This window comes from Natrialba sp. INN-245, from assembly GCF_009807105.1.
Classification (GTDB): Archaea; Halobacteriota; Halobacteria; order Halobacteriales; family Natrialbaceae; genus Natrarchaeobius; species Natrarchaeobius swarupiae.
On record NZ_WUBV01000020.1, the window covers coordinates 39,145 to 58,878 of the forward strand.

Here is a 19,734-nt window from a genome sequence, read left to right on the forward strand (position 1 = left end):
CATCCCAGTCGTCGACTGACGAGCGACGTCCACCGCATGCGTTCGCCCAGCAGTGCAGGCGTGAGACGCCAGTACAGTGTTCGGCACCAACGACGCAGCATTCGGTATCAACGACGGCGCGATCTAAGCGTGTTCGAGGAGGACGTGCCACGTCCCGTCGTCTCGTTTCTCGCTGTCGTGGTCGAATCTCCGGCCGTCGAGGTCGCCGTAGAGCGGAGCCGGCTCGAACCGGGCGATCAACTCGAGCCGTTCGTCGTCCGCAAGGTCGTCGAGCGCGGCGACGATGTCGTCGAACGGTGGGCCATCGATCTCTCTGACGTCGAGCGTTCGGTCGGCGGCTGGAGACGTCATGAGCGAGCGAACGGTTCCGTCGCCAGTTGGATCTTCGGCCGAATCGGTTCGTGACGGGTTCCCAGTCGGTAGGAATGACGGCGAATATATTCGTAACTGTGGGTTCTCAGCCTTAGACAGTAGGTGTTCACCTCCAATGGCCCAGGCGACACTCACGGTGACGATGCCCGAACAGGTCTGGATCCAGCAGGTGTCCGTGGCGTATCCGGACGCCACGTTTCGCGTGCTGGCCGCGGTTCCCGGCTCCGAATCCGGCTTCGCACTGGTTCGGATTACCGGACGGAACGTCACTGATATCGTCGACGACATCACCGACCATCCCCAGATCACGGAGTTGACGCTCGTCGAGTGGAGCGACAACGAGGCGACGATCCACTTCGAGACGACGGCACCGCTTCTGTTGTTCTCCTCGCGAGAATCGGGAATGCCGATCGAACTCCCCGTCGAGATCCAGGACGGCGAGGCGACGATCGACGTCACCGGCTCTCGAGAACGCCTGGCGGAACTCGCCGAGCAACTCGAGCGGTTCGGTCTCCAGTATCGAATCGAGAACGTCAGCGACCGGTTACACGAGAGTCAGGTCCTCTCTGAGCGCCAGCTCGAAGTCGTCGTCGCGGCCGTCGAACAAGGCTACTACGATACGCCACGCCGGTGTTCGCTGACCGAACTCGCAGAGCATCTCGGGATCGCCAAATCGACCTGTAGCGAGACGCTTCACCGGGCGGAGGAGTCGATCGTCAAACGGTTCGTCGAGGATCTTCCGGGCCTCGAGGACGACGAACCGCTCGACGAACAGTTGCCGACGAACTGAGGCCGTCCCTGGGCGTTGGTATTTATATACACGAATTTGTTCGGTCTAGTTCTCACGGCGTGGAAATCGAGTCCATACTTCAACCACATCTAGTCGTGAGTTCGGGGTAGTGGATCCCAAATGAACGTATTCAAGTATCTGTCGCTGAGTATCCACTCCGTGAGAGAGACCGATGCCAGGAGGTGTGCTACGTAGATGAGTGCGGACGACGAATCGTTCCACCCACTCGGCGAGGAGTGGGAGGGAGAGCTCGAGACGATGCTCGACGATACCGAGTACGACAGCGACCTCGGTATGGAGATGGCCAAAGACGCGATGCGCGTCACCAAAGGCGAGCTGTCCGAAGCCGAGTTCCACGAGATGTATCACGACGACGTGATGGAGGAGTTCGGCGAGGACAACCGCCCGACGGAGGAAGCCTACGAGGAAATGCAGGCTGCGGAGGAAGGGACGGTTTCCCGGATGCTCTCGAAGTTCGAGGGTGACGGCGAAGACAGTCGCCGCGACGCGATGAAGAAGATGGGGGCCGGCGCGGCGGCCGTTGGACTCGGTGCGTGGGGCACCGTCGACGACGGCGAACCCGAGACGGCAGTCGCGGATACCCAACAGCAGGTCGAAGAACAAGACGGCACCCAGTGGGGGATGACGATCGACCTCGAGCGGTGTGACGGCTGTCTCTCCTGTGTTGCTGCCTGTCAGCAAGAAAACCAGACCGACCAGGGTGTCAACTGGATGTACGTCCTCGCGTTCGAGGATGACACCACCGCTGGCGGCTCGCCGTCACCCGACGTTCGGGGCGGAGTGGACGACTACAATATGCTCGTCCGACCGTGTCAACACTGTACTGACGCACCGTGTGAGAAGGTCTGCCCGACGACGGCCCGTCACACCCGCGACAAAGACGGTCTCGTTCTGACGGATTACGACGTCTGTATCGGCTGTCGGTACTGCCAGGTCGCCTGTCCGTACGGCGTCAACTACTTCCAGTGGGACGAACCCCAGGAAGCCACCGAAGAAGAAATCGCCGACCAGATGGGCGTCGAACCCGGCGAGGAAGGCGACCACATGACCGACGAGCGCGGTCGATGGGTCGACAGTCGCGCACCCCGTGGCGTCATGAGCAAGTGTACGATGTGTCCGACCCGACAGGACGGCATGATGGGCGACGACCGCATCGGAACGACGGCCTGTGAGGAAGCCTGTCCACCGGACGCGATCCAGTTCGGCGACGTCAACGACGAACGCAGCGACGCGCACCAGCACGGCGAGTATCCGAGCAAAAGCCGAGCAATTATCGACATCGTCCGCAACGTCCCGTCGCCGGAGGCGATCGACGGCATTCTCAGCGAAGACGACGATCTCGAGTCGGCGATCGAGGCGTTCGAGGATGACGAAGACGACGACCTCGATCGAGAACTCGTCAGCATCATGAAGGCGATCGAGATCGTCAGCGACAGAGAAGAGCCGCCCGAGGAGACGAACGACACCATCCTCGAGCAAGAACAGACGGTCCTCGAATCCGTCGACGCGCTCGAAGAGTACGTCGATCTCGAGAGCGAGGACGTACTGGCCGAGTTACAACTCGGTGACGGGAGCGAAGACGACGCCAACCTTCGACTCCGTCAGTACGCTGGGGTCGCCGGGTCGTCGTTCAAGCTGCTCGAGGATATCGGTACGAATCCGAACGTCACGTATATCGGACAGAACCCCGGACCGAACGCCGAACAGGTCGACGGTCCGGTCGCCTACGACGACATCGGTCAGACCGACGACCGCAAAGAAGTCCTCGACGAGGGGACCGTCGGTGACGCCGGGGTGTCGCTATGAGCACGAAGACACCCACCGAAGAAGACATCCTCCGACCGACCGAGGGATTCAGCAAGAAGTACTTCGTCCTCTTTGGCGTCTGTGCGCTCGCTCTCGGAGCGTTCCTGGTCGGATGGATGATTCAGCTCAGAGACGGGATGGTCGTCACCGGCCTCTCCGACTGGGGCAGCGGTGGCGGCGTCACCTGGGGGCTGTACATCGGCGCGTTCATCTGGTGGGTCGGGATCGCCCACGGCGGGATCATCCTCTCGGCGGCCGTTCGACTGCTCGGCATGGATCGGTACATGCCGGTCGCTCGTCTCGCGGAGATGTTGACGCTGGCTGGCCTCTCGGCGGCCGGCTTCTACATTCTCGTCCACATGGGTCGACCCGACCGGATGGTCACGAGCGTCCTCGGTCACTACCACATCACGGTGAACAACTCGCCGCTGGTGTGGGACGTGACGGTCATTACGGCCTACTTCGTGCTGACGGCGACCTACCTCGGGCTGACGCTCCGATACGATATCTCTCGACTTCGTGGTCAGCTCCCGTCGTTTGCGCCACAGGTCGGTGGCGTCCAGTTTCCCGACCTTTACGGGAAAGTCTACGATATGTTGACCCTCGGTTACACCGAGAAAGAAGACGAGGTCATCGAGCGGATGGTCTGGTGGGTCGCGCTGGCGATCATCATCATGGCGCCGCTGTTGCTCCACGGCGGTGTGATTCCGTGGCTGTTCGCCGTCCTGCCGAACTACCCGGGCTGGTTCGGGGCAATCCAGGGGCCACAGTTCCTGACGATCGCGCTGACGTCGGCGATCAGCGGCGTGATCCTGGTCTCGTACGCCTTCCGTCGCGCGTACGGCTGGGATCACATCATCACCGACGACATCTTCCGTGGGCTCTTGCTGTGGCTCGGCTTCTTCTGTCTGCTGTTCCTCTGGCTCCAGCTCCAGCAGCTCACCGCAGGCAGCTTCGCGCCCACGGTCGACCACGCGACCGCAACTAGCTCGAAGTTCTCGCACCCGATGTACGTCGTCCCGATGCTGATGGTCGTCAGCGTTCTCGCGTTCATCTTCGCGACGGTCCTTCGCCCATCGCTGTTTAGCAAAGGGCGAGCGATCGTGGCGGGCGTGCTCGTGCTGATCGCGACGCTCGTCGAGAAGACGTACTTCGTCCTCTCCGGATTCTGGTATCCGACGTTTAGCATCTACGAGGCGACGCCGGGTGACTACTTCCCGAGTGCGATCGAACTCCTCTCGCTGGCCGGCACGATCGGGATGGTCACGCTGTTCTTCCTGGTCATCTCGAAGCTGGTTCCGGTCGTCGAACTCCACGCAGTCGAACATCTCCGTGGTGATCACGGCCACGGCGAGCACGAGCCATCGGATGAGCACGCGGGTGAACCGGAGGTGGAAGCATGATCGCCCCGGCGACGCTCATGAGCGCGCTCTCGTGGGCCCTCTATCACGGAGAAGGGGGAACTGAAGGACTCACCGGCTTCCCGAACATCGGAACCTACCTCATCTTCGGCGTCATCCTGGTTCCGGTCTACGTCATGATCATCGCGTGGTTCGTCGGCGAGCCGCGTAACTCCAAGACTGGCCTGATGGGCGTCGGCTACCTGGTCGGAATTACGGCCCAGATGTGGATCGGGATGTTCATCCTGACGATGATCATCGCCGTCGTCTTCTACGGCGGACTTCCCGAACCGATCGGTTCCACCGGACCGTAACCCGACCGACCGCGTTCTCGTTTTTTCGTCCCGATCCGTCTCGAGTCACGAGGCTCGTCTCGTCCTCGTCTCCAGTCACGCTGCCGTCTCTCGAGGCACACCGATCGGTCGACATCGACGCTGATGCGGTGGTCCCCTGGCATCCCAACTCGACCATGCGAGTGCAGGCAGTACCACGACCGTGTTCGGTGGTGGCACTAGCCGTAGACGCATGTCTTCGTCGTCCGCGCTCGCGACCGTCCTGTATCACGGCTACGAGGCCACCGAAGGGGTCACCGGCTTCCCCAACACCGGCTCCTGGCTCATCTTCGGGGTCGTTCTCGTCCCCATCTACGTCATGGTCATCGCGTGGTTCGTCGGAACGCCTCGCGATACGAAAACCGGGCTCCTCGGGGTCACGTATCTCGTCGGACTGACGACGACGATGTGGGTTTCCATGCTGGTCATGACCCTCGTTATCGGCTTGGTATTCTTCGGCCGACTGCCCGAACCCATCGGTTCGCCCGGACTGTAGCCGCGAGCGAACGCAGTTCGTCCTCGAGTCATCCAGATCGTCCGCTCTCGAACGCGACGAAACCGCCAGACGGAACGGGCTAGGGGCCTGAACCATCACACGTATCCCGCTCGACACCGTTCGTTCCGATAGGATTACCGACGCACTATGAGTATTACAGAACACGAACTCAAGATCGAACTCGAGGGGATCGAAGATCCGGACATCGGCGAGGATATCGTCTCGCTCGGACTCGTCAACGACGTCACCATCGACGACGAGACCGCACGGATCTCGCTCGCGTTCAACGCTCCGTACGCGCCCTCCGAGATGGAGATCGGCAACCGGATCCGGGAGGTCGTCGACGACGCCGGCCTCGAGGCGGACCTACGAGCACACGTCGGGGCCGAACACGGGTTCGACGACGAGGTGCTCCCGCGGGTACGCAACGTGATCGCGGTCGCCTCCGGGAAGGGGGGCGTCGGCAAGACGACGGTCGCAGCTAATCTCGCCGCGGGACTCGAGAAACGCGGCGCGATGGTCGGTATCCTCGATGCCGACATTCACGGGCCGAACATTCCCCGAATCCTGCCGGTCGAGAGCGATCCCGGCGTCACCCCTAACGAAGACATCGTTCCGCCGCGATCCGACGGCGTCCGCGTCATCAGCATGGGGATCATGATGGAAGAGGAAGACGATCCCGCGATCCTCCGTGGGCCGATGGTCAACAAGTTCATGATGAAGTTCTTGGAGGGCGTCGAGTGGGGTCGGCTCGACTACCTCATCGTCGACCTCCCGCCAGGGACCGGCGACGCGACGTTGAACCTCCTGCAGTCGATGCCCGTCACCGGATCGGTCGTCGTTACGACGCCACAGGAGATGGCCCTCGACGACACCCGCAAGGGCATCCAGATGTTCAACAAACACAACACGCCGGTGCTGGGAATCGTCGAGAACATGAGCACGTTCATCGCGCCGGACACCGGCAAGGAGTACAGCCTGTTCGGCACCGACGGCGCCCAGCAGATCGTCGACAAGTACGACGTGCCGCTTCTCGGCCAGATTCCGATCCACCCGGACTTCGGCGCCGATGGTAGCGAGGGCGCGATCGTCAAGAACGACGAGAGCGCGGCTCAGGAGCCCGTCGAAGACCTCGTCGCCGAAATCTCCAACCGCATCGGCGAGATCAACCGCCGAACCGTCGACGAGAACACCTCCGATACGCCCGACGACGCGCTCCCGACCGAACTCGAGGACTGATACGGATTGCTGTAACGATGTACCGGTGCAACCGCGACCCGTGCGGCGGTTGCACCGGAAATGACTTACAGTAAACCGTATGACGGGCTTTCGTTTCCGTTCGCCAGGAGTTCGTTTCGTCGTCTCTCCCCGGTGTATTCGTTCCCTCTCGTTTTTCGGGTGCTGGCAGCAGCCGACGGGTTTCACCCCCATCAGCCGACGCTCGAACCGAACGGAGTCCCGAAACCGTCCGCCTGCGGTGTATTTTATACGGTCCGTCGTCGAACATCTCGTGCATGAGCCTCGACAGATACACCGACGCGATCGACGAACTCGAACCGGCAGACGGCGAGATCGAAACCACCGAACTGGTCGTCGAAGAGGACGTCCTCGTGAAGGCGTTCGCCCTCGGGCCGGACGCGCAACTCGAGCCCCACGAGCACGGTGACAGCACGAACGTCTTCCACGTTCTCGAGGGGACGGTGACGGTGCTCCAGGACGGGGAGAACGAGGCCATCGAGGCGCCCGGCGTCGTGCTCCACGAGCGCGGCCTCGAGCACGGCGCGAGAAACGACACCGACGAGACGGTAGTCTTCACGGCGAGTCTCTGTCCGTTGCCATCCTGATCGATCGGCAGAAGGAATACTCCTTCCCCCGAGATCATCGGCATATCGAAGAGGGGTTAGCCAAAGTATTCGAGATCACCGAACCGTTCGCGGTTCATCGTCGTCACGACGAACCGTTTCACCGTCTCGACCAGTTCGGCTTCCGTTCCGTACATTTCGATACGAAGGTCCCACCGCGTTCGTGCTGACCGGATCATTTCACTAGTCACCTCCGATTCGTGGACGAATACGATCCTGTCGCCGTGGGTCTCCGCGACGTTCTCGAGGACGCTTCCCGCTTCTTCGCCGACGCCAAAGTTGTGGCCCAAAAACGGAACGATGAATACGGTCGCATTTGCACAGCGACTGTATTCGATACTCTGCGTTACTGCATCTACCTCGTCTGTGTCGATATCCACGTCGACTGCAAGAAACGCGTTAACTCCCGGATCTGTTCGAAGGTGACCCTGTACTCGCCGAAGCAGGGCTTTCGCTTCGTCGATTTCGTCCTTGTTCTGGAACAATTTCCTGAACGGACCCGGGAGCGCGTCGATTTCTACGTCGTTCAGTTCGTCGTCGTTGAGCACGTAATTCAGGTTGAACGATTTGTACGGTCCCATCAAATAGAGCAGAAACCGATCGTACGCCACGTCGCCGAGTCGGCCGGCGATATGGTCGCGCGTAATTTCCTGCGTCATGACCACAACGAGATACCAGTGGTATATAAAAAACGGTGTTTTCGAGAAATCTTGGCTTGAGAAAGACTAAAAAGAGGAACCGAGTAGTATCGGATACGATGGGGACGAAACACACGGGAATCACCGACGATCCGGACGACCCGGACGATCTCCTCCCCGAGGAGAGTGTCCTCTCTCTGGACGACTATCTCGAGATGCAGGCTGCAGTCGGTGATCGAACCCGATTCGAAATCGTCTATCGACTCGCACACGCCGGCGATATGACACCCACCGAGTTAAACGAGGTAATAGAGATCGACGACAGCACGCTCCATTACCACCTCAACAAACTCCGAGATGTCGGCCTCGTCGAGAAACGCGTTCAAACGGAACGCGACAGCGATGGTCTCTACGCGTACTACAGCGCGACGGTTCTCGGTGAGGCCATCCTCGAACACGGTGTCGAGGAACTTCTTCGCCGCGAATGGGACTTCCGTGAGGCGTACGACAGCAGTACGTAACTCGAGGATTACGAATCCGATGTCGTCACGTTGTGAACGAAGCAACCGCGTCGTCGACTCCCTGATCAGCGATTTCGACGCCGAGTACGGCGAGTTCGAAGTCGTCGAGAAAACGTGGACCCACTCATCGACGACCTGTCAGAAGTTCGTCGCGCGATACGAAGACACGGTCCTCGGCGGCGCAGGCGTCTGAGTGACCGACGACGCAGGTCGCGTACTTCTCGTGGGCGACGCGGGCGCGACGGGTGGACCGATCCGGGCGGGTCGATCGAGTTCAGCGAGTCCTACGCGGACGCTGCCGTCCGTGAAGCTCGAGAGGAAACGGGAAGAGACAGTCGGGTACGAAGAAGTACGGACGAGACCGTATCCGGTAGGCAACTGAGATTATTCGTCTCGTTCGTCTCGATCCTCGAGCAGCGACGCAATGTACTTCGAGACATGGTCGTCCATACGCCGCTTGTAGCCCGCCTGTCTGGCGAGGCGGTCGAGTTCGCGAGCGACGAGGCTGCCGTACTGGACGGCCTTCTTGTCCCGGGTCGCGACTTCCTCGGGCAGGTACTGCGACGCGACCCGACGGAAGCCCCGTTTTCGCGTCTTCTCGTCGGCCAGCAGGGTGTCGGGTAACCGAAGCGCGGCCTCGACTACGTCGTCGTGAAGGAGTGGTGCGACCGGCTCGAGGCCGGTCGCCTCGATCGTGAGCACGTCCCGCGGAAGCTGATCGGGGAGGCTGCGAATCTGCTCGCGAACCGCGCCGCGTGTCGTCTCCGCGTCGACGCGGTGGTCGAGGCGAACCACCTTCTCGTAGCCGCCGAACAGTTCGTCCGCGCCCTGGCCGACCGCAAGCGCGTCGAACCCGTCGGCGGCGACACACTCGCCGACGAAATAGAGCGGGAGCGCGATCTGGACGTCCATCGCGTTCGTCCGCCCCGTCGCGCGGACGATTTCGGGAACCGCACGCTCAAGGTCGGCCGGCTCGAGTTCGACGACGGTCAGTTCCCGACCCATGGCGTCGGCGGCCGTCCGTGCCGCCTCAACGTCGTGGCTGTCCGGAAAGCCGACGACGTACAGCGGCGCGTCGAGCAACTCGGCGACCAGCGCCGAGTCGACGCCGCCGGAGAACGCGACCGCGACGTCGAGGTCGGCCGATCGAACGTCGTCCGTAGCCGAACGAATCGCAGTTTCGAGTTCCTCGAGAGCGACGTCCCGATCCGACTCCGGCTTCGGATCCGGCACCGTCCACCGCGGCTTGGGGAAGTCGTCGGTCTCGAGATCGGTTCCGCCCGCGACGAGTCGGTCGAGTTCGTCCGCGTCGACGACCGTCCCCGCTGGCACTGGGACAGGTACCTCGAGTCGCATCGGTTCGAACGCCCAGGCAGCTATCGAGTCGCACGACGATCCGCCCTCGACCCCGGCGGCGTCGACGAACAGCGGAACTCGGCCGAGTACGTCCCTGACGAACGTTCCGTCGATCTCGCCCGCGAATCCACGGGTTCCTGGGAACGGATCGCCCGTCTCCAACGCCCGTCGGACCGTTTCCGGATCCGCGCCGCACAGTCTCATCGGAACAACCCCACGATGCCGTTTCTGAACCGGCGTTTCGCACCGCCTGCGGCCTGGCGGACGCTGATGTGCCACGGCGTCCGCTTACCCTCGACGGAGGTTCGCCCGTCACGGACCGCCGCGAGGATCGCGTCGACCGATCGCTCGTCCGCGTCGACTCTGGTCACTGCCTGGCCGACCATCTCGCTGATGTGAGCGTCGCTTCCGGCGGTCATCGGTAGACCGCGCGAGCGAGCGAAGCGCTCGGCCTGACGGTTCGCCCGCCCTGTCAGAAGCCGGGAGTTGTACACCTCGATGGCGTCACCCTCCGCGAGTTCGTCACGGGAAATTCGGGCGATCACGCCGTGGCGTGACTCCTGGAACGGGTGGGGAATCACCGCCAGCCCGTCCTGGGCGTGAATCGCCGCAAGCGTCGACTCGAAGGACAGCCCCGGCGGCACCTCCTCCTCGAGACCGAGACCCAGCACGTGGCCAGCTTTGCTCGAGATCTCCATCCCCGGAATACCGACGAGCCCGTACTCCGGGGCGCGCTCGGCGGCCTCGAGGCTGGCTTCGATCTCGTCGTGGTCGGTAATCGCGATCGCGTCGAGCCCGACTCCCTTTGCCTGCTCTAAGATGAGATCGACCGGATCACGACCGTCGTAGGAGAGTTCCGAGTGGACGTGGAGTTCGATCGACAGCACGCGCTTACCTTCGTGTGGCTTGATCAAAAACGACTCGAAACACTCGACACGCTTTGCGTTCCTGACGACCCGTGTTTGCAGTCTTCGAAACGGGGAGAGAGTGCACTCGAGTGCCGACAATTCTCGAGTCCGGTGTCATCTCGTGAGCGTCGACGTTCGGGTGCAGAGGTCGCGCGAGAAGATACACGAACGTGCACATAGAAACCCCTTTACCGGCCACGGACCACCATTGACGTGAATGAGTTTAGCCGATTCGGACCGCGAACTCGTCGTCGAGGAACTCGGGCGCGAGCCCACCCCGGCCGAGGCGGCGCTGTTCGAGAACCTCTGGAGCGAACACTGCGCGTACCGCTCCTCGAGACCGTTGCTGTCGGCGTTCGAGAGTGAGGGCGAGCAGGTCGTCGTCGGGCCGGGCGACGACGCGGCGGTCGTCGCGCTGCCGGGAGACGACGACGGAGAGACCTACATCACGATGGGGATCGAGAGCCACAACCACCCCTCGTACGTCGATCCGTTCGACGGAGCGGCGACGGGTGTCGGGGGGATCGTCCGCGACACGCTCTCGATGGGCGCGTACCCGATCGCGCTCGCCGACTCGCTTTACTTCGGCGCGTTCGATCGTGAGCACTCGCAGTACCTCCTCGATGGCGTCGTCGAGGGGATCAGCCACTACGGCAACTGTATCGGCGTGCCGACGGTTGCGGGGAGCGTCGACTTCCACCCCGACTACGAGGGCAATCCGCTGGTGAACGTCGCCTGCATCGGACTCACCGACGAGGAACGCCTCGTCACGGCCGAAGCCCAGGAGCCCGGCAACAAACTCGTCCTCGTCGGGAACGCCACCGGCCGCGACGGGCTGGGCGGTGCGAGCTTCGCCAGCGAGGACTTAGCGGAAGACGCCGAAACGGAGGACCGACCCGCGGTCCAGGTCGGAGATCCCTACGCGGAGAAGCTGTTGATCGAGGCCAACGAGGTGTTGATCGAGGAGGGGCTGATCGAGTCCGCACGTGACCTCGGCGCGGCCGGCCTCGGCGGGGCCTCGAGCGAACTGGTCGCGAAAGGCGGCCTCGGCGCACACGTCGAACTCGAGCGGGTCCACCAGCGCGAACCCAACATGTCGGCACTCGAGATCCTGCTCGCGGAGTCCCAGGAGCGGATGTGCTACGAGGTCGAACCCGAACACGTCGACCGCGTCGAGGAGATCGCAGAGCGTTTCGATCTGGGATGTTCGGTGATCGGCGAGGTCACGGACGGCAACTACGTCTGCACCTTCGACGGGAGCGAAGCCCAAAGCGCCTCAGATGACTCGGACGGCGAGCGCGAGACCGTCGTCGACGTCGACGCGCACTTCCTCGGCGAGGGCGCACCGATGAACGACTTGGCACACGAGGAGCCGTCGGAGCCCGAAACCGATCTCCCCGAGGTCGATCTCGAGGCGGCGTTCGACGCCGTCGTCTCGAGTCCGAACACGGCCTCGAAGCGCTGGGTCTACCGCCAGTACGATCACGAGGTCGGCGTTCGGACGAGCGTCGGTCCCGGCGACGACGCGGCCATCGTCGCGATCCGGGAAGCCGAAACCGGCCTGGCGTTCTCGGCGGGCGCTGCACCGAACTGGACCGACGCGGCGCCGTACGAGGGCGCGCGAGCGATCGCCCTCGAGAACGCGACGAACGTGGCGGCCAAGGGTGCGACCCCGCTCGCCGCGGTCGACTGTCTCAACGGCGGTAATCCCGAAAATCCCGACGTCTACGGCGGGTTCCGGGGGATCGTCGATGGGCTTGCTGACATGTGCGAGACGCTGTCGACACCGGTCGTCGGCGGGAACGTCTCGCTGTACAACGACTCCGCGACGGGTCCGATCCCGCCGACGCCAACGCTCGCGCTCGTGGGAACGAAAGACGGCTACGACGCGCCGCCGCTCTCTGTCGAATCAGACGGCGAACTGTTGCTGGTCGGCGACCGCGGCCTCGAGGCCGACGGGACGAGACTCGGCGGCTCGGAGTACCTCGCGCAGTTCGGCGGGAGCGACGGGTTCCCGGCGCTCCCCGAGAACCCCTCGGCGGTCGTCGAGACGCTCGCGGCGGTCGCAAACGACGAGGCGACGCTCGCGGTCCACGACGTCAGCCACGGCGGGCTCGCCGTCTCGCTGGCCGAGATGGTAAGCGAGGACGCCGGGCTCGAGGTGTCGATCCCAGCCGATAGCGAGCCCGCGGCCGCCCTCTTCCACGAACAGCCGGGTCGCGCGCTGGTCCAGACCGACTCCCCAGCAGCCGTCCGTGAGGCGTTCGACGGCGTCGCACCGGTCGTCGCCCTCGGCGAGGCGACCGACCGCGGAACGCTCGAGCTATCTGTCGGCGATCGAACGCTCGAACGATCGGCCGGCGCGATTCGCTCGCTTCGGGACACGCTCGAGGCCGAACTCGAGTAACCTCGAACCGTCCCGCCGATCGTCGACGACGCGTTCGCTTTCCCGTATGAGCTCCTCCCGCCGTCGGTTTCGACGGAGTTATCCTTTCGTTCGGTTGGAACCAACTGACGACGGTCCGGTATCTTGATGTGTGTACGGTACGCAAGCGGAACCGAAAGGGTGGAGGGGGATCGTTCGATGGCAACCGACCGACCGTCCGTACTGATCGCCGAAGACGAGCCGGATCTCGCGAATCTCTACACTTCTCGGCTCGAGGAGCGATACGACGTCAGGACGGCCTACGACGGAACCGAAGCGCTCGAGGCCATCGACGGGGAGATCGACGTCGTGCTCCTCGATCGGCGGATGCCCGGCCTCTCGGGCGATCTAGTCCTCGAGACGATCCGAGAGCGGAACCTCGACTGTCGGGTCGCGATGGTGACGGCGATCGAACCCGGCTTCGACATCGTCGAGATGGGGTTCGACGACTACCTCGTCAAGCCGGTCTCGAAGCCGGAGCTGATCGAGGTAATCGATCAACTGTTGCTTCGATCGACGTACGACGAACAGCTCCAGGAGTTTTTCGCGCTCGCGTCGAAGAAAGTCTTGCTGGATAGACAGAAGACGGAGGCGGAACGAAAGAGCAGCGAGGAGTACGCCCGACTCGAGGATCGACTGGCGGTGTTGCGGGTACACCTCGACGAGACGGTCGCGGACCTCCTCGAAACCGACGACAGCAAACAGCTGTGTCGGGACCTGACGCGGGAATCGATCGCCGACGAGTGACGTGGTCGAGCGACGGCACTCGACTACGCGCGCGCCTCGAGGGTCATCACGCCGTCGACGACGATTCGCGTTCCGTTTCGTTCCGCCGTCTCGATCGAGAGTTGCCAGTCGTGAGCTTCGGCGATCGCTCGAACGAGGGTCAGTCCGAGCCCGTCGATCGCCGTCTGGTACTCGGTCGTCGGATCGAGCAGTCGATCGGTCGCCGTCGGCGGCGCATCGGCAGCGTCGTCTTCGATGTAGAACCCGCGGGGGGCGTCGGGGTCGTCGATTCCGGTAAGCCCGACGCGAACCGTTAGATCATCGTCGGCCGTCCGGGCAGCGATGTCGTCGAACGCCGTCTCGAGGAGATAGATGAGACGGTCGGGATCCGCCCTCAGCGTCGCCGCTCGCTCGACGAACACTGTGCTCGCTTCGAGACGTGATGCACTCGCGGCCTCCTCGATTACGCGGTCGAGTCGGATTCGGCTGCGGGTTCGGACGGACGAAGCGTTGCGAGCGAACTCCCGGACGTCGTCGATGAGCCGCTCTGCACGGTCGAGCGTCGCTTCGACCGAGTCGTCCGAAAGTGGGAACTCCCACTCCTCGTGGTCCGTCCCGGTTCCACCGCCGGTCGCCTCCGCTTCGGGAACGTCTCCGGTCGCGTCCTCATCCGAGCCCCAGACCGTCCCCGCCTCCAGGTCGCCATCGCTCGCGGACACCTCGTGTTCATCCACCTCCGTCTCCGACTCGAGCGGGAACTCCCACTCGTCGGAACCCGATCCGGATTCGTCGGTGGTCTCGGCCACCGTTTCGACGTCGCCACTGGCTCCGGCCGTCGACTCGGGTCCGTCACCGTCCGAGTTTGTCGCCGTGGCGTTGCTGTCTACGCTGCTCGCTTCGACTCCGTCGTCCGACTCCGAGCCGCGATCGACACTGCTCGAGTCCGTTTTCAGTTCGTCGGCGACGGCCTGAAGCTGGCGCTTCAGGTCGTTCGAGAGGACGTTCGCGACGCCCTCGAGACGTTCAGTCTGTCGCTCGAGTTCGTCGGTCCGTTCCCGGAGAACCTGCTCGCGATCGGCCCGATCGAGCGCCGCACGCGTGTTTTCGGCGAGCGTCGACACCAGTTCGACGTCGGTTTCGTCGAACTGATCGGCCTTGAGCGAACCGGTCATGATCACGCCCCGTGTACCGATGGGCGCGATGATCTCCGACCGAATCGGCGTCTCCGGATTGTAGAGACCGTCGACGGCTCCGAGGTCGTCGAATCGCTCGACTGAGCCGGATTCGAACACCTCCCAGACGAGCCCCTCGTTGGGATGAAATCGGGGGAGACCACCGAACTCGTCGTGAGCGCCCGCGGTTCCGGCGACGGGTTCGAGATAGCCGTGTTCCTGCTCGAGGAGCCAGACACCGCTGATCGGGAGATCGAGCAGGTCGCTGCCGGCGTGGACGGCGATGGCACAGATCTCGTCGGGGTCGTCGGACTCGAGCAGCCAGCGGGTGATCTCGTGGAGCGACGCCGCGATGCGTTCGTACTCGTGCTGGTCGGTGACGTCTCGGACGACGACCGCGACGGTTGCGGTGTCGTCTTCGATCGGGACGAACCGGAAGTCACCCATCCGATCGGTTCCGTCGGCGTCGGTAAACGGGACCTCGACCTGGCGGCGACCTGCGGTCCCGATATCGACGTCGGTGATCGCACGGCCGATCTCGATGGCGTCCTCGTCGGCGATCGAAGCGAGTTCGGGAACGATCTCGACGTGCTCGCCCACCAGGTCGTCTCGATCCACGCCGAGGAACTCCTCTATGGCGGCGTTGACCGTCACGATCCGGCGATCCCGATCGAGCGTGACGATCCCGTCGTGGACCGCCTCGACGACGGCCGCGTGTTGAGCGATCGTCGTCTCCTGGCGCTTTCGCTCGGTGACGTCGCGCATGTACACCGAGAGACCGTCTTCGCCGGGATACGCCTGAGCTTCGAACCACGTCTCGAGTTGGGCGTGGTAGATCTCGAAGGAGACCGGTACCTGTTCGTCCATCGCGCGGTGAAAACCGTCCGGAAACTGGGTTTCGACGGTCTGGGGGAACTCGTCCCACATGACCCGGCCGATGAGGTCGTCGCGCGAACGTTTGAGTAGCGTCTCTGCGCGGTCGTTGACGTACGTGAATCGAAAGTCCGTATCGAGCGCGAAGAACGCGTCGGTGACCCGGTCAACGATCGGGACGGATCGAGGCGTCACTGTCGCTGGCTCACCTCCAGTGGCGCGTTCGACGTCTCGTCGCCTCCGGGAGAGGCGGCCTTCGTGTTGAACATCGACGGACAGCCAGCAACTACTTTGCGAAGCCCGTATTTCAGTGTCGTGGCCGAGGAATCGGCCGCGATCGGTACCGTCCGATTGCTGGTCTCGTACCGACCGACTTATAATAAAACCGTCGTTCCGATTTCCCCCTCGTCCGCTCGATCCAAGACGTACTCTGCGGTCGCCGCGTCGAGAACCGCGGATCCGACCGACTCGAGGACGAGGATCTCGTCGTCCGAGCGCCGACCGACCTCGCCCGCGAGGACGCCGCCGAAGGGCGCTACCTCGAGATCGGGAAACTCGCGTAGGTCGCCGGTTTCTGTGGCCTCGTCGGGAACGTCTCCGAAGACGCGATCCGATCGTTCGATCGTCGTCGCGTCCAGTTCCTGCATCTCGGGGGTGTACGCGCCGACGGCGACCACGAGCGTGCCCGCAGCGAGCGTGTCGCCGGGAAACACCGGGTCCGTGCTGGTCGTCGCCGTAACGACGACCGTCGCACCGTCGACGGCTTCGTGGGGGCTCGAGACCGGGTCGACGGGAGCGTCGATCTCGCCAGAGAGGTCGGCCGCACACTCGAGGCGTGAGTCGCTGGGAGAGTAGATCCGAACGGACTCGAGGGCGGAGCCGATCGCGGCGGCGATCGCTCTGGTCTGCCAGCGGGCCTGTGTGCCGGCACCGATCACCGCCAGATCGATCGATCCGTCGACGGCGAGTTCCCGGGCGGCTAGTCCGCCAATACAGCCAGTCCGGGCGCTGGTGATCCGGTTTCCCGCCAGGTAGCCGGCGGGTTGACCGGTCTCCGCGTCGGCGAGTGAGATCTGGGCCGTAACGGTCGGCAATCCGCGTTCGGCGTTGTCCGTACAGACCGTCACGAGTTTCGTCGCAGTGTAGCTCGCTCCGTGGACGTACGCAGGCATACAGAGACCAGTTCCGGTCGGCTCCGTCGGCTGGTCCGGGTTCAGCCCGGTTCCGATCGGGTAGTGAGGGCGATCCGGCCGGGTGACAGCCCCGGCGTACTGGCGCTCGAAGGCGTCGGCGATGATCGGAAGCAACGCCTCGAGGTCGAGCACCGACGCGACATCCGAGTCCGAGAGGACGCGAACCATATTCGAGCATCCTCGTCCGTCGACTTGAGTGTGATCGCAGATCGGAAGGTCGATTGCGTGGCCGTTGAACAGAGCACGGTTCGCGGCGTGATCCAACGCGACGAAACGCTCGCTACCGACAGTCTGGCCGCCCGACGCGTCGCCGACGAGCGAGACGTCACCACCGTCGGGTCGATCGGAGTACTCGTTCTGGGTGCAGATGAGAACGAGTCGACGGTCAGATCGACTAGATCGCGGTTCCGGGCTGGTACTCGCCGAACTCCTCGCGGAGGACGGTACAGATCTCGCCGACCGTCGCGTACGCCTTCACGGCGTCGATGATCGCCGGCATCAGGTTCTCGTCGCCGCGGGCGGTCTCGCGTAGCGCTTCGAGGGTCGCCTCGACGGCCTCGTCGTCGCGTTCCTCGCGAACGGACTCGAGGTGATCGATCTGGCGTTTTTGGTCTTCCTCGGTGACTTCCTGGACGTCCATCTCGGGGTCTTCGTCGACCTTGAACTCGTTGACGCCGACGATGATCCGTTCGCCCGACTCGATCTCCTTCTGGCGGTCGAACGCCGTATCCTGGATCTGGCGTTGGACCCACTGCTGATCGGCGGCCTCGAGCATGCCGCCCCGCTCGTCGACCGCCTCGAGGATGTCGTACGCGTCGGCTTCGACCTCGTCGGTCAGCGACTCGACGTAGTAGCTGCCGGCGAGGGGATCGACCGTGTCGGCCGCGCCGGATTCGTGAGCGAGGATCTGCTGTGTTCGCAGGGCCGTACGGACGGATTCCTCCGTTGGCAGTGCGAGCGCCTCGTCTTTGCCGTTGGTGTGGAGACTCTGGGTGCCTCCCAGAACCGCCGCAAGCGCCTGATACGCGACGCGGACGACGTTGTTCTCGATCTGTTGGGCGGTCAGCATCGAGCCTGCGGTCTGGGTGTGGAATTTGAGCTGTTTGGATTTGGGATTTTGCGCGTCGAAGCGCTCTTCCATGATGTCGTGCCACATTCGGCGGGCGGCACGGAACTTCGCGACTTCCTCGAAGATGTTGTTGTGACCGTTGAAGAAAAAGGAGAGCTGGGGTGCGAACTCGTCGACGTCGAGCCCGGCGTCGATCGCTGCCTCGACGTACTCGATGCCGTTGCCGAGGGTAAAGGCGAGTTCCTGTGCTGCGGTCGAACCAGCCTCGCGGATGTGGTAGCCGGAGATCGAGATCGTGTTGAATTTCGGCGTCTCCGCGGCACAGAACTCGAAGATGTCGGTGATGATCCGCATCGACGGCTCCGGCGGATAGATGTAGGTGTTGCGCGCGATGTACTCCTTCAGGAGATCGTTCTGGATCGTGCCTCGCAACTCCGCGCGGTCGACGCCCTGCTCGTCACCGACCGCGATGTACATCGCGAGTAACACGGACGCTGGCGCGTTGATCGTCATCGACGTCGACACCTCGTCGAGCGGGATGCCGTCGAACACCGTCTCCATATCGGAAAGCGAGTCGATCGCGACGCCAGCCTTGCCGACCTCGCCGGCGGCCATCGCGTCGTCCGAGTCGTATCCCATCTGCGTCGGTAGGTCGAACGCCATCGAGAGCCCCGTCTGGCCTTGATCGAGCAGGTAGTGATACCGCTCGTTGGTGTCTTCGGGCGTCGAGAAGCCAGCGTACTGACGCATCGTCCACAGCCGACCGCGATAGCCCGTCGAGTAGACGCCGCGGGTGTACGGTGGTTCGCCTGGGTTTCCTAGATCGTCCTGATAGTCCAGATCGCCGACGTCGGCGGGCGTGTACAGCCGGTCGACCTCCTGGCCCCCCGTATCCGTCGTGAACGTCTCCTTTCGCTCGCCGAACCGATCAATCACCGGCTCGACCGACTCCTCGTGCCACTGCTCGTGACCCGCGCGGATCTCCTCGAGCTCGTCGGGGTCGAACATTGTCGGAACGGAGGGGATGGCGGTGCTTGAAGGTTGGTGACCTGATTCTCTCACCTGTTGGACATCTAACTCGAGCCGACGGTTGGAGGGACAAAAGAGACAGCCACGGCGTCACCGCGAAATCGGTCGGCCCGCGTCAGCGGCCGGTGTCGTACTTGTAGGTCGCCGAGTCGGGATCGATGCCGAAGTCCTCGGGCGTCTCGTCGGTCGAGGCTTCCTCCCGTCCCTCCGGTGCTCGCTTGAACGCCTCTCGAAGCCGATCCGGCACTCGGAACTCCGCGACGTCGATCGCGAGCGGCTTCGCATCGGGGTCGACGCCGTCCCGTTTTTCCTCGAGGCGCCGTTGGAGCGGCTCCGGCAGTCGAGGTTCGTCGATGCGCTGGAAGCCAAACTGGGTGAGGTAGCCGCCCTCGCCGGTCAGCGTGTAGACGGTCTCGAACCCCTGGTCGCTCGCGTACTCGACGAGGCGCTCGACGACGTGGGCCCCGACGCCTTGTTCGCGCCATCCCTCGAGGACGCCGATGCTGGTCAGTTCGCAGACCTCGTGGGTTTCGTCGTCGTCGTCCGAGCCGGGGCCGAACTTGTGGACGCGGATTCGCCCGAATCCGGCCTTTTCGCCGGACTCCTCGTCGATCGCGACGACGTAGTCGCGCGAGCGGAACGCCGTGTCGTCGAGCCCCATCGACTCGATGTGGTCGAGCAACCAGACTTCTTCCCTGTTTTTCGCGTCCCGCACGTACATACTTCGACGTAGGGCACGTGCGGG

At 63.4% G+C, this 19,734-nt stretch carries 19 protein-coding genes; 11 read left to right on the plus strand and 8 right to left on the minus strand.

Features of this window, described 5'->3' with window-relative positions; genetic code table 11:
* Nucleotides 1-123: 123 nt before the first annotated feature.
* A complete protein-coding gene (locus GRS80_RS07780; protein WP_149081314.1) occupies nt 124-351 on the minus strand; it encodes a DUF2249 domain-containing protein in 228 nt (75 codons plus the stop codon).
* Nucleotides 352-487: 136 nt separating this feature from the next.
* Here GRS80_RS07780 and GRS80_RS07785 point away from each other — a divergent pair, with 136 nt between their 5' ends.
* The 7 genes from GRS80_RS07785 to GRS80_RS07815 all read left to right on the plus strand — a co-directional run bounded on the left by GRS80_RS07785 (nt 488) and on the right by GRS80_RS07815 (nt 7,061).
* A complete protein-coding gene (locus GRS80_RS07785; RefSeq protein WP_160047054.1) occupies nt 488-1,162 on the plus strand; it encodes a helix-turn-helix domain-containing protein in 675 nt (224 codons plus the stop codon).
* Between the two features lie 195 nt (nt 1,163-1,357).
* A complete protein-coding gene (locus GRS80_RS07790) occupies nt 1,358-2,989 on the plus strand; it encodes a 4Fe-4S ferredoxin N-terminal domain-containing protein (RefSeq protein ID WP_160047055.1) in 1,632 nt (543 codons plus the stop codon).
* Nucleotides 2,986-4,392 (plus strand): NrfD/PsrC family molybdoenzyme membrane anchor subunit, encoded by a 1,407-nt coding sequence (gene nrfD, locus GRS80_RS07795; RefSeq protein ID WP_160047056.1) that lies wholly within the window; start codon nt 2,986-2,988, stop codon nt 4,390-4,392. Before GRS80_RS07790 ends, nrfD begins: the two co-directional genes overlap by 4 nt.
* Nucleotides 4,389-4,703, plus strand: coding sequence for a hypothetical protein (locus tag GRS80_RS07800; protein WP_160047057.1), 315 nt, complete (start codon nt 4,389-4,391; stop codon nt 4,701-4,703). The genes nrfD and GRS80_RS07800 overlap by 4 nt, the downstream gene beginning before the upstream one ends.
* Nucleotides 4,704-4,914: 211 nt before the next feature.
* Nucleotides 4,915-5,217 carry a hypothetical protein gene (locus tag GRS80_RS07805; protein WP_160047058.1) on the plus strand — a complete coding sequence of 101 codons (303 nt, stop codon included), beginning with the start codon at nt 4,915-4,917 and terminating at the stop codon, nt 5,215-5,217.
* A gap of 147 nt (nt 5,218-5,364) precedes the next feature.
* Nucleotides 5,365-6,456: a P-loop NTPase gene (locus GRS80_RS07810; protein WP_160047059.1), complete on the plus strand. Its 1,092-nt coding sequence runs from the start codon at nt 5,365-5,367 to the stop codon at nt 6,454-6,456.
* Nucleotides 6,457-6,731: 275 nt separating this feature from the next.
* Nucleotides 6,732-7,061: a cupin domain-containing protein gene (locus tag GRS80_RS07815; protein ID WP_160047060.1), complete on the plus strand. Its 330-nt coding sequence runs from the start codon at nt 6,732-6,734 to the stop codon at nt 7,059-7,061.
* A gap of 56 nt (nt 7,062-7,117) precedes the next feature.
* Here GRS80_RS07815 and GRS80_RS07820 read toward each other — a convergent pair whose 3' ends face one another.
* Nucleotides 7,118-7,738: a hypothetical protein gene (locus GRS80_RS07820; RefSeq protein WP_160047061.1), complete on the minus strand. Its 621-nt coding sequence runs from the start codon at nt 7,736-7,738 to the stop codon at nt 7,118-7,120.
* A gap of 98 nt (nt 7,739-7,836) precedes the next feature.
* Here GRS80_RS07820 and GRS80_RS07825 point away from each other — a divergent pair, with 98 nt between their 5' ends.
* On the plus strand, nt 7,837-8,238 hold the full coding sequence (locus GRS80_RS07825) for a winged helix-turn-helix domain-containing protein (protein ID WP_160047062.1): 402 nt from the start codon (nt 7,837-7,839) through the stop codon (nt 8,236-8,238).
* Between the two features lie 19 nt (nt 8,239-8,257).
* Entirely contained in the window at nt 8,258-8,431 is a 174-nt protein-coding gene (locus GRS80_RS20360; protein ID WP_200840350.1) for a hypothetical protein, read from the plus strand.
* A 191-nt stretch (nt 8,432-8,622) separates the two neighbouring features.
* Here GRS80_RS20360 and GRS80_RS07835 read toward each other — a convergent pair whose 3' ends face one another.
* Together GRS80_RS07835 and GRS80_RS07840 are read right to left on the minus strand one after the other, a co-directional pair.
* Nucleotides 8,623-9,798 (minus strand): asparagine synthetase B, encoded by a 1,176-nt coding sequence (locus GRS80_RS07835; protein ID WP_160047063.1) that lies wholly within the window; start codon nt 9,796-9,798, stop codon nt 8,623-8,625.
* Nucleotides 9,795-10,481, minus strand: coding sequence for a PHP domain-containing protein (locus GRS80_RS07840; protein ID WP_343161493.1), 687 nt, complete (start codon nt 10,479-10,481; stop codon nt 9,795-9,797). The genes GRS80_RS07835 and GRS80_RS07840 overlap by 4 nt, the downstream gene beginning before the upstream one ends.
* A gap of 238 nt (nt 10,482-10,719) precedes the next feature.
* Here GRS80_RS07840 and purL point away from each other — a divergent pair, with 238 nt between their 5' ends.
* Both purL and GRS80_RS07850 read left to right on the plus strand, forming a co-directional pair.
* Nucleotides 10,720-12,909 carry a phosphoribosylformylglycinamidine synthase subunit PurL gene (purL, locus tag GRS80_RS07845; RefSeq protein WP_160047065.1) on the plus strand — a complete coding sequence of 730 codons (2,190 nt, stop codon included), beginning with the start codon at nt 10,720-10,722 and terminating at the stop codon, nt 12,907-12,909.
* A 177-nt stretch (nt 12,910-13,086) separates the two neighbouring features.
* Nucleotides 13,087-13,674, plus strand: coding sequence for a HalX domain-containing protein (locus GRS80_RS07850; protein WP_160047066.1), 588 nt, complete (start codon nt 13,087-13,089; stop codon nt 13,672-13,674).
* A 23-nt stretch (nt 13,675-13,697) separates the two neighbouring features.
* Here the strand turns inward: GRS80_RS07850 and GRS80_RS20660 are convergent, their stop codons facing one another.
* The 4 genes from GRS80_RS20660 to GRS80_RS07870 all read right to left on the minus strand — a co-directional run bounded on the left by GRS80_RS20660 (nt 13,698) and on the right by GRS80_RS07870 (nt 19,710).
* On the minus strand, nt 13,698-15,893 hold the full coding sequence (locus GRS80_RS20660; protein WP_343161494.1) for a PAS domain-containing protein: 2,196 nt from the start codon (nt 15,891-15,893) through the stop codon (nt 13,698-13,700).
* Between the two features lie 179 nt (nt 15,894-16,072).
* Entirely contained in the window at nt 16,073-17,059 is a 987-nt protein-coding gene (locus tag GRS80_RS07860; protein ID WP_160047067.1) for an ornithine cyclodeaminase family protein, read from the minus strand.
* 226 nt (nt 17,060-17,285) lie between these two features.
* Nucleotides 17,286-18,968 (minus strand): methylmalonyl-CoA mutase family protein, encoded by a 1,683-nt coding sequence (locus tag GRS80_RS07865; protein WP_160047068.1) that lies wholly within the window; start codon nt 18,966-18,968, stop codon nt 17,286-17,288.
* 136 nt (nt 18,969-19,104) lie between these two features.
* Nucleotides 19,105-19,710 (minus strand): GNAT family N-acetyltransferase, encoded by a 606-nt coding sequence (locus tag GRS80_RS07870; RefSeq protein WP_160047069.1) that lies wholly within the window; start codon nt 19,708-19,710, stop codon nt 19,105-19,107.
* Nucleotides 19,711-19,734: the final 24 nt, after the last annotated feature.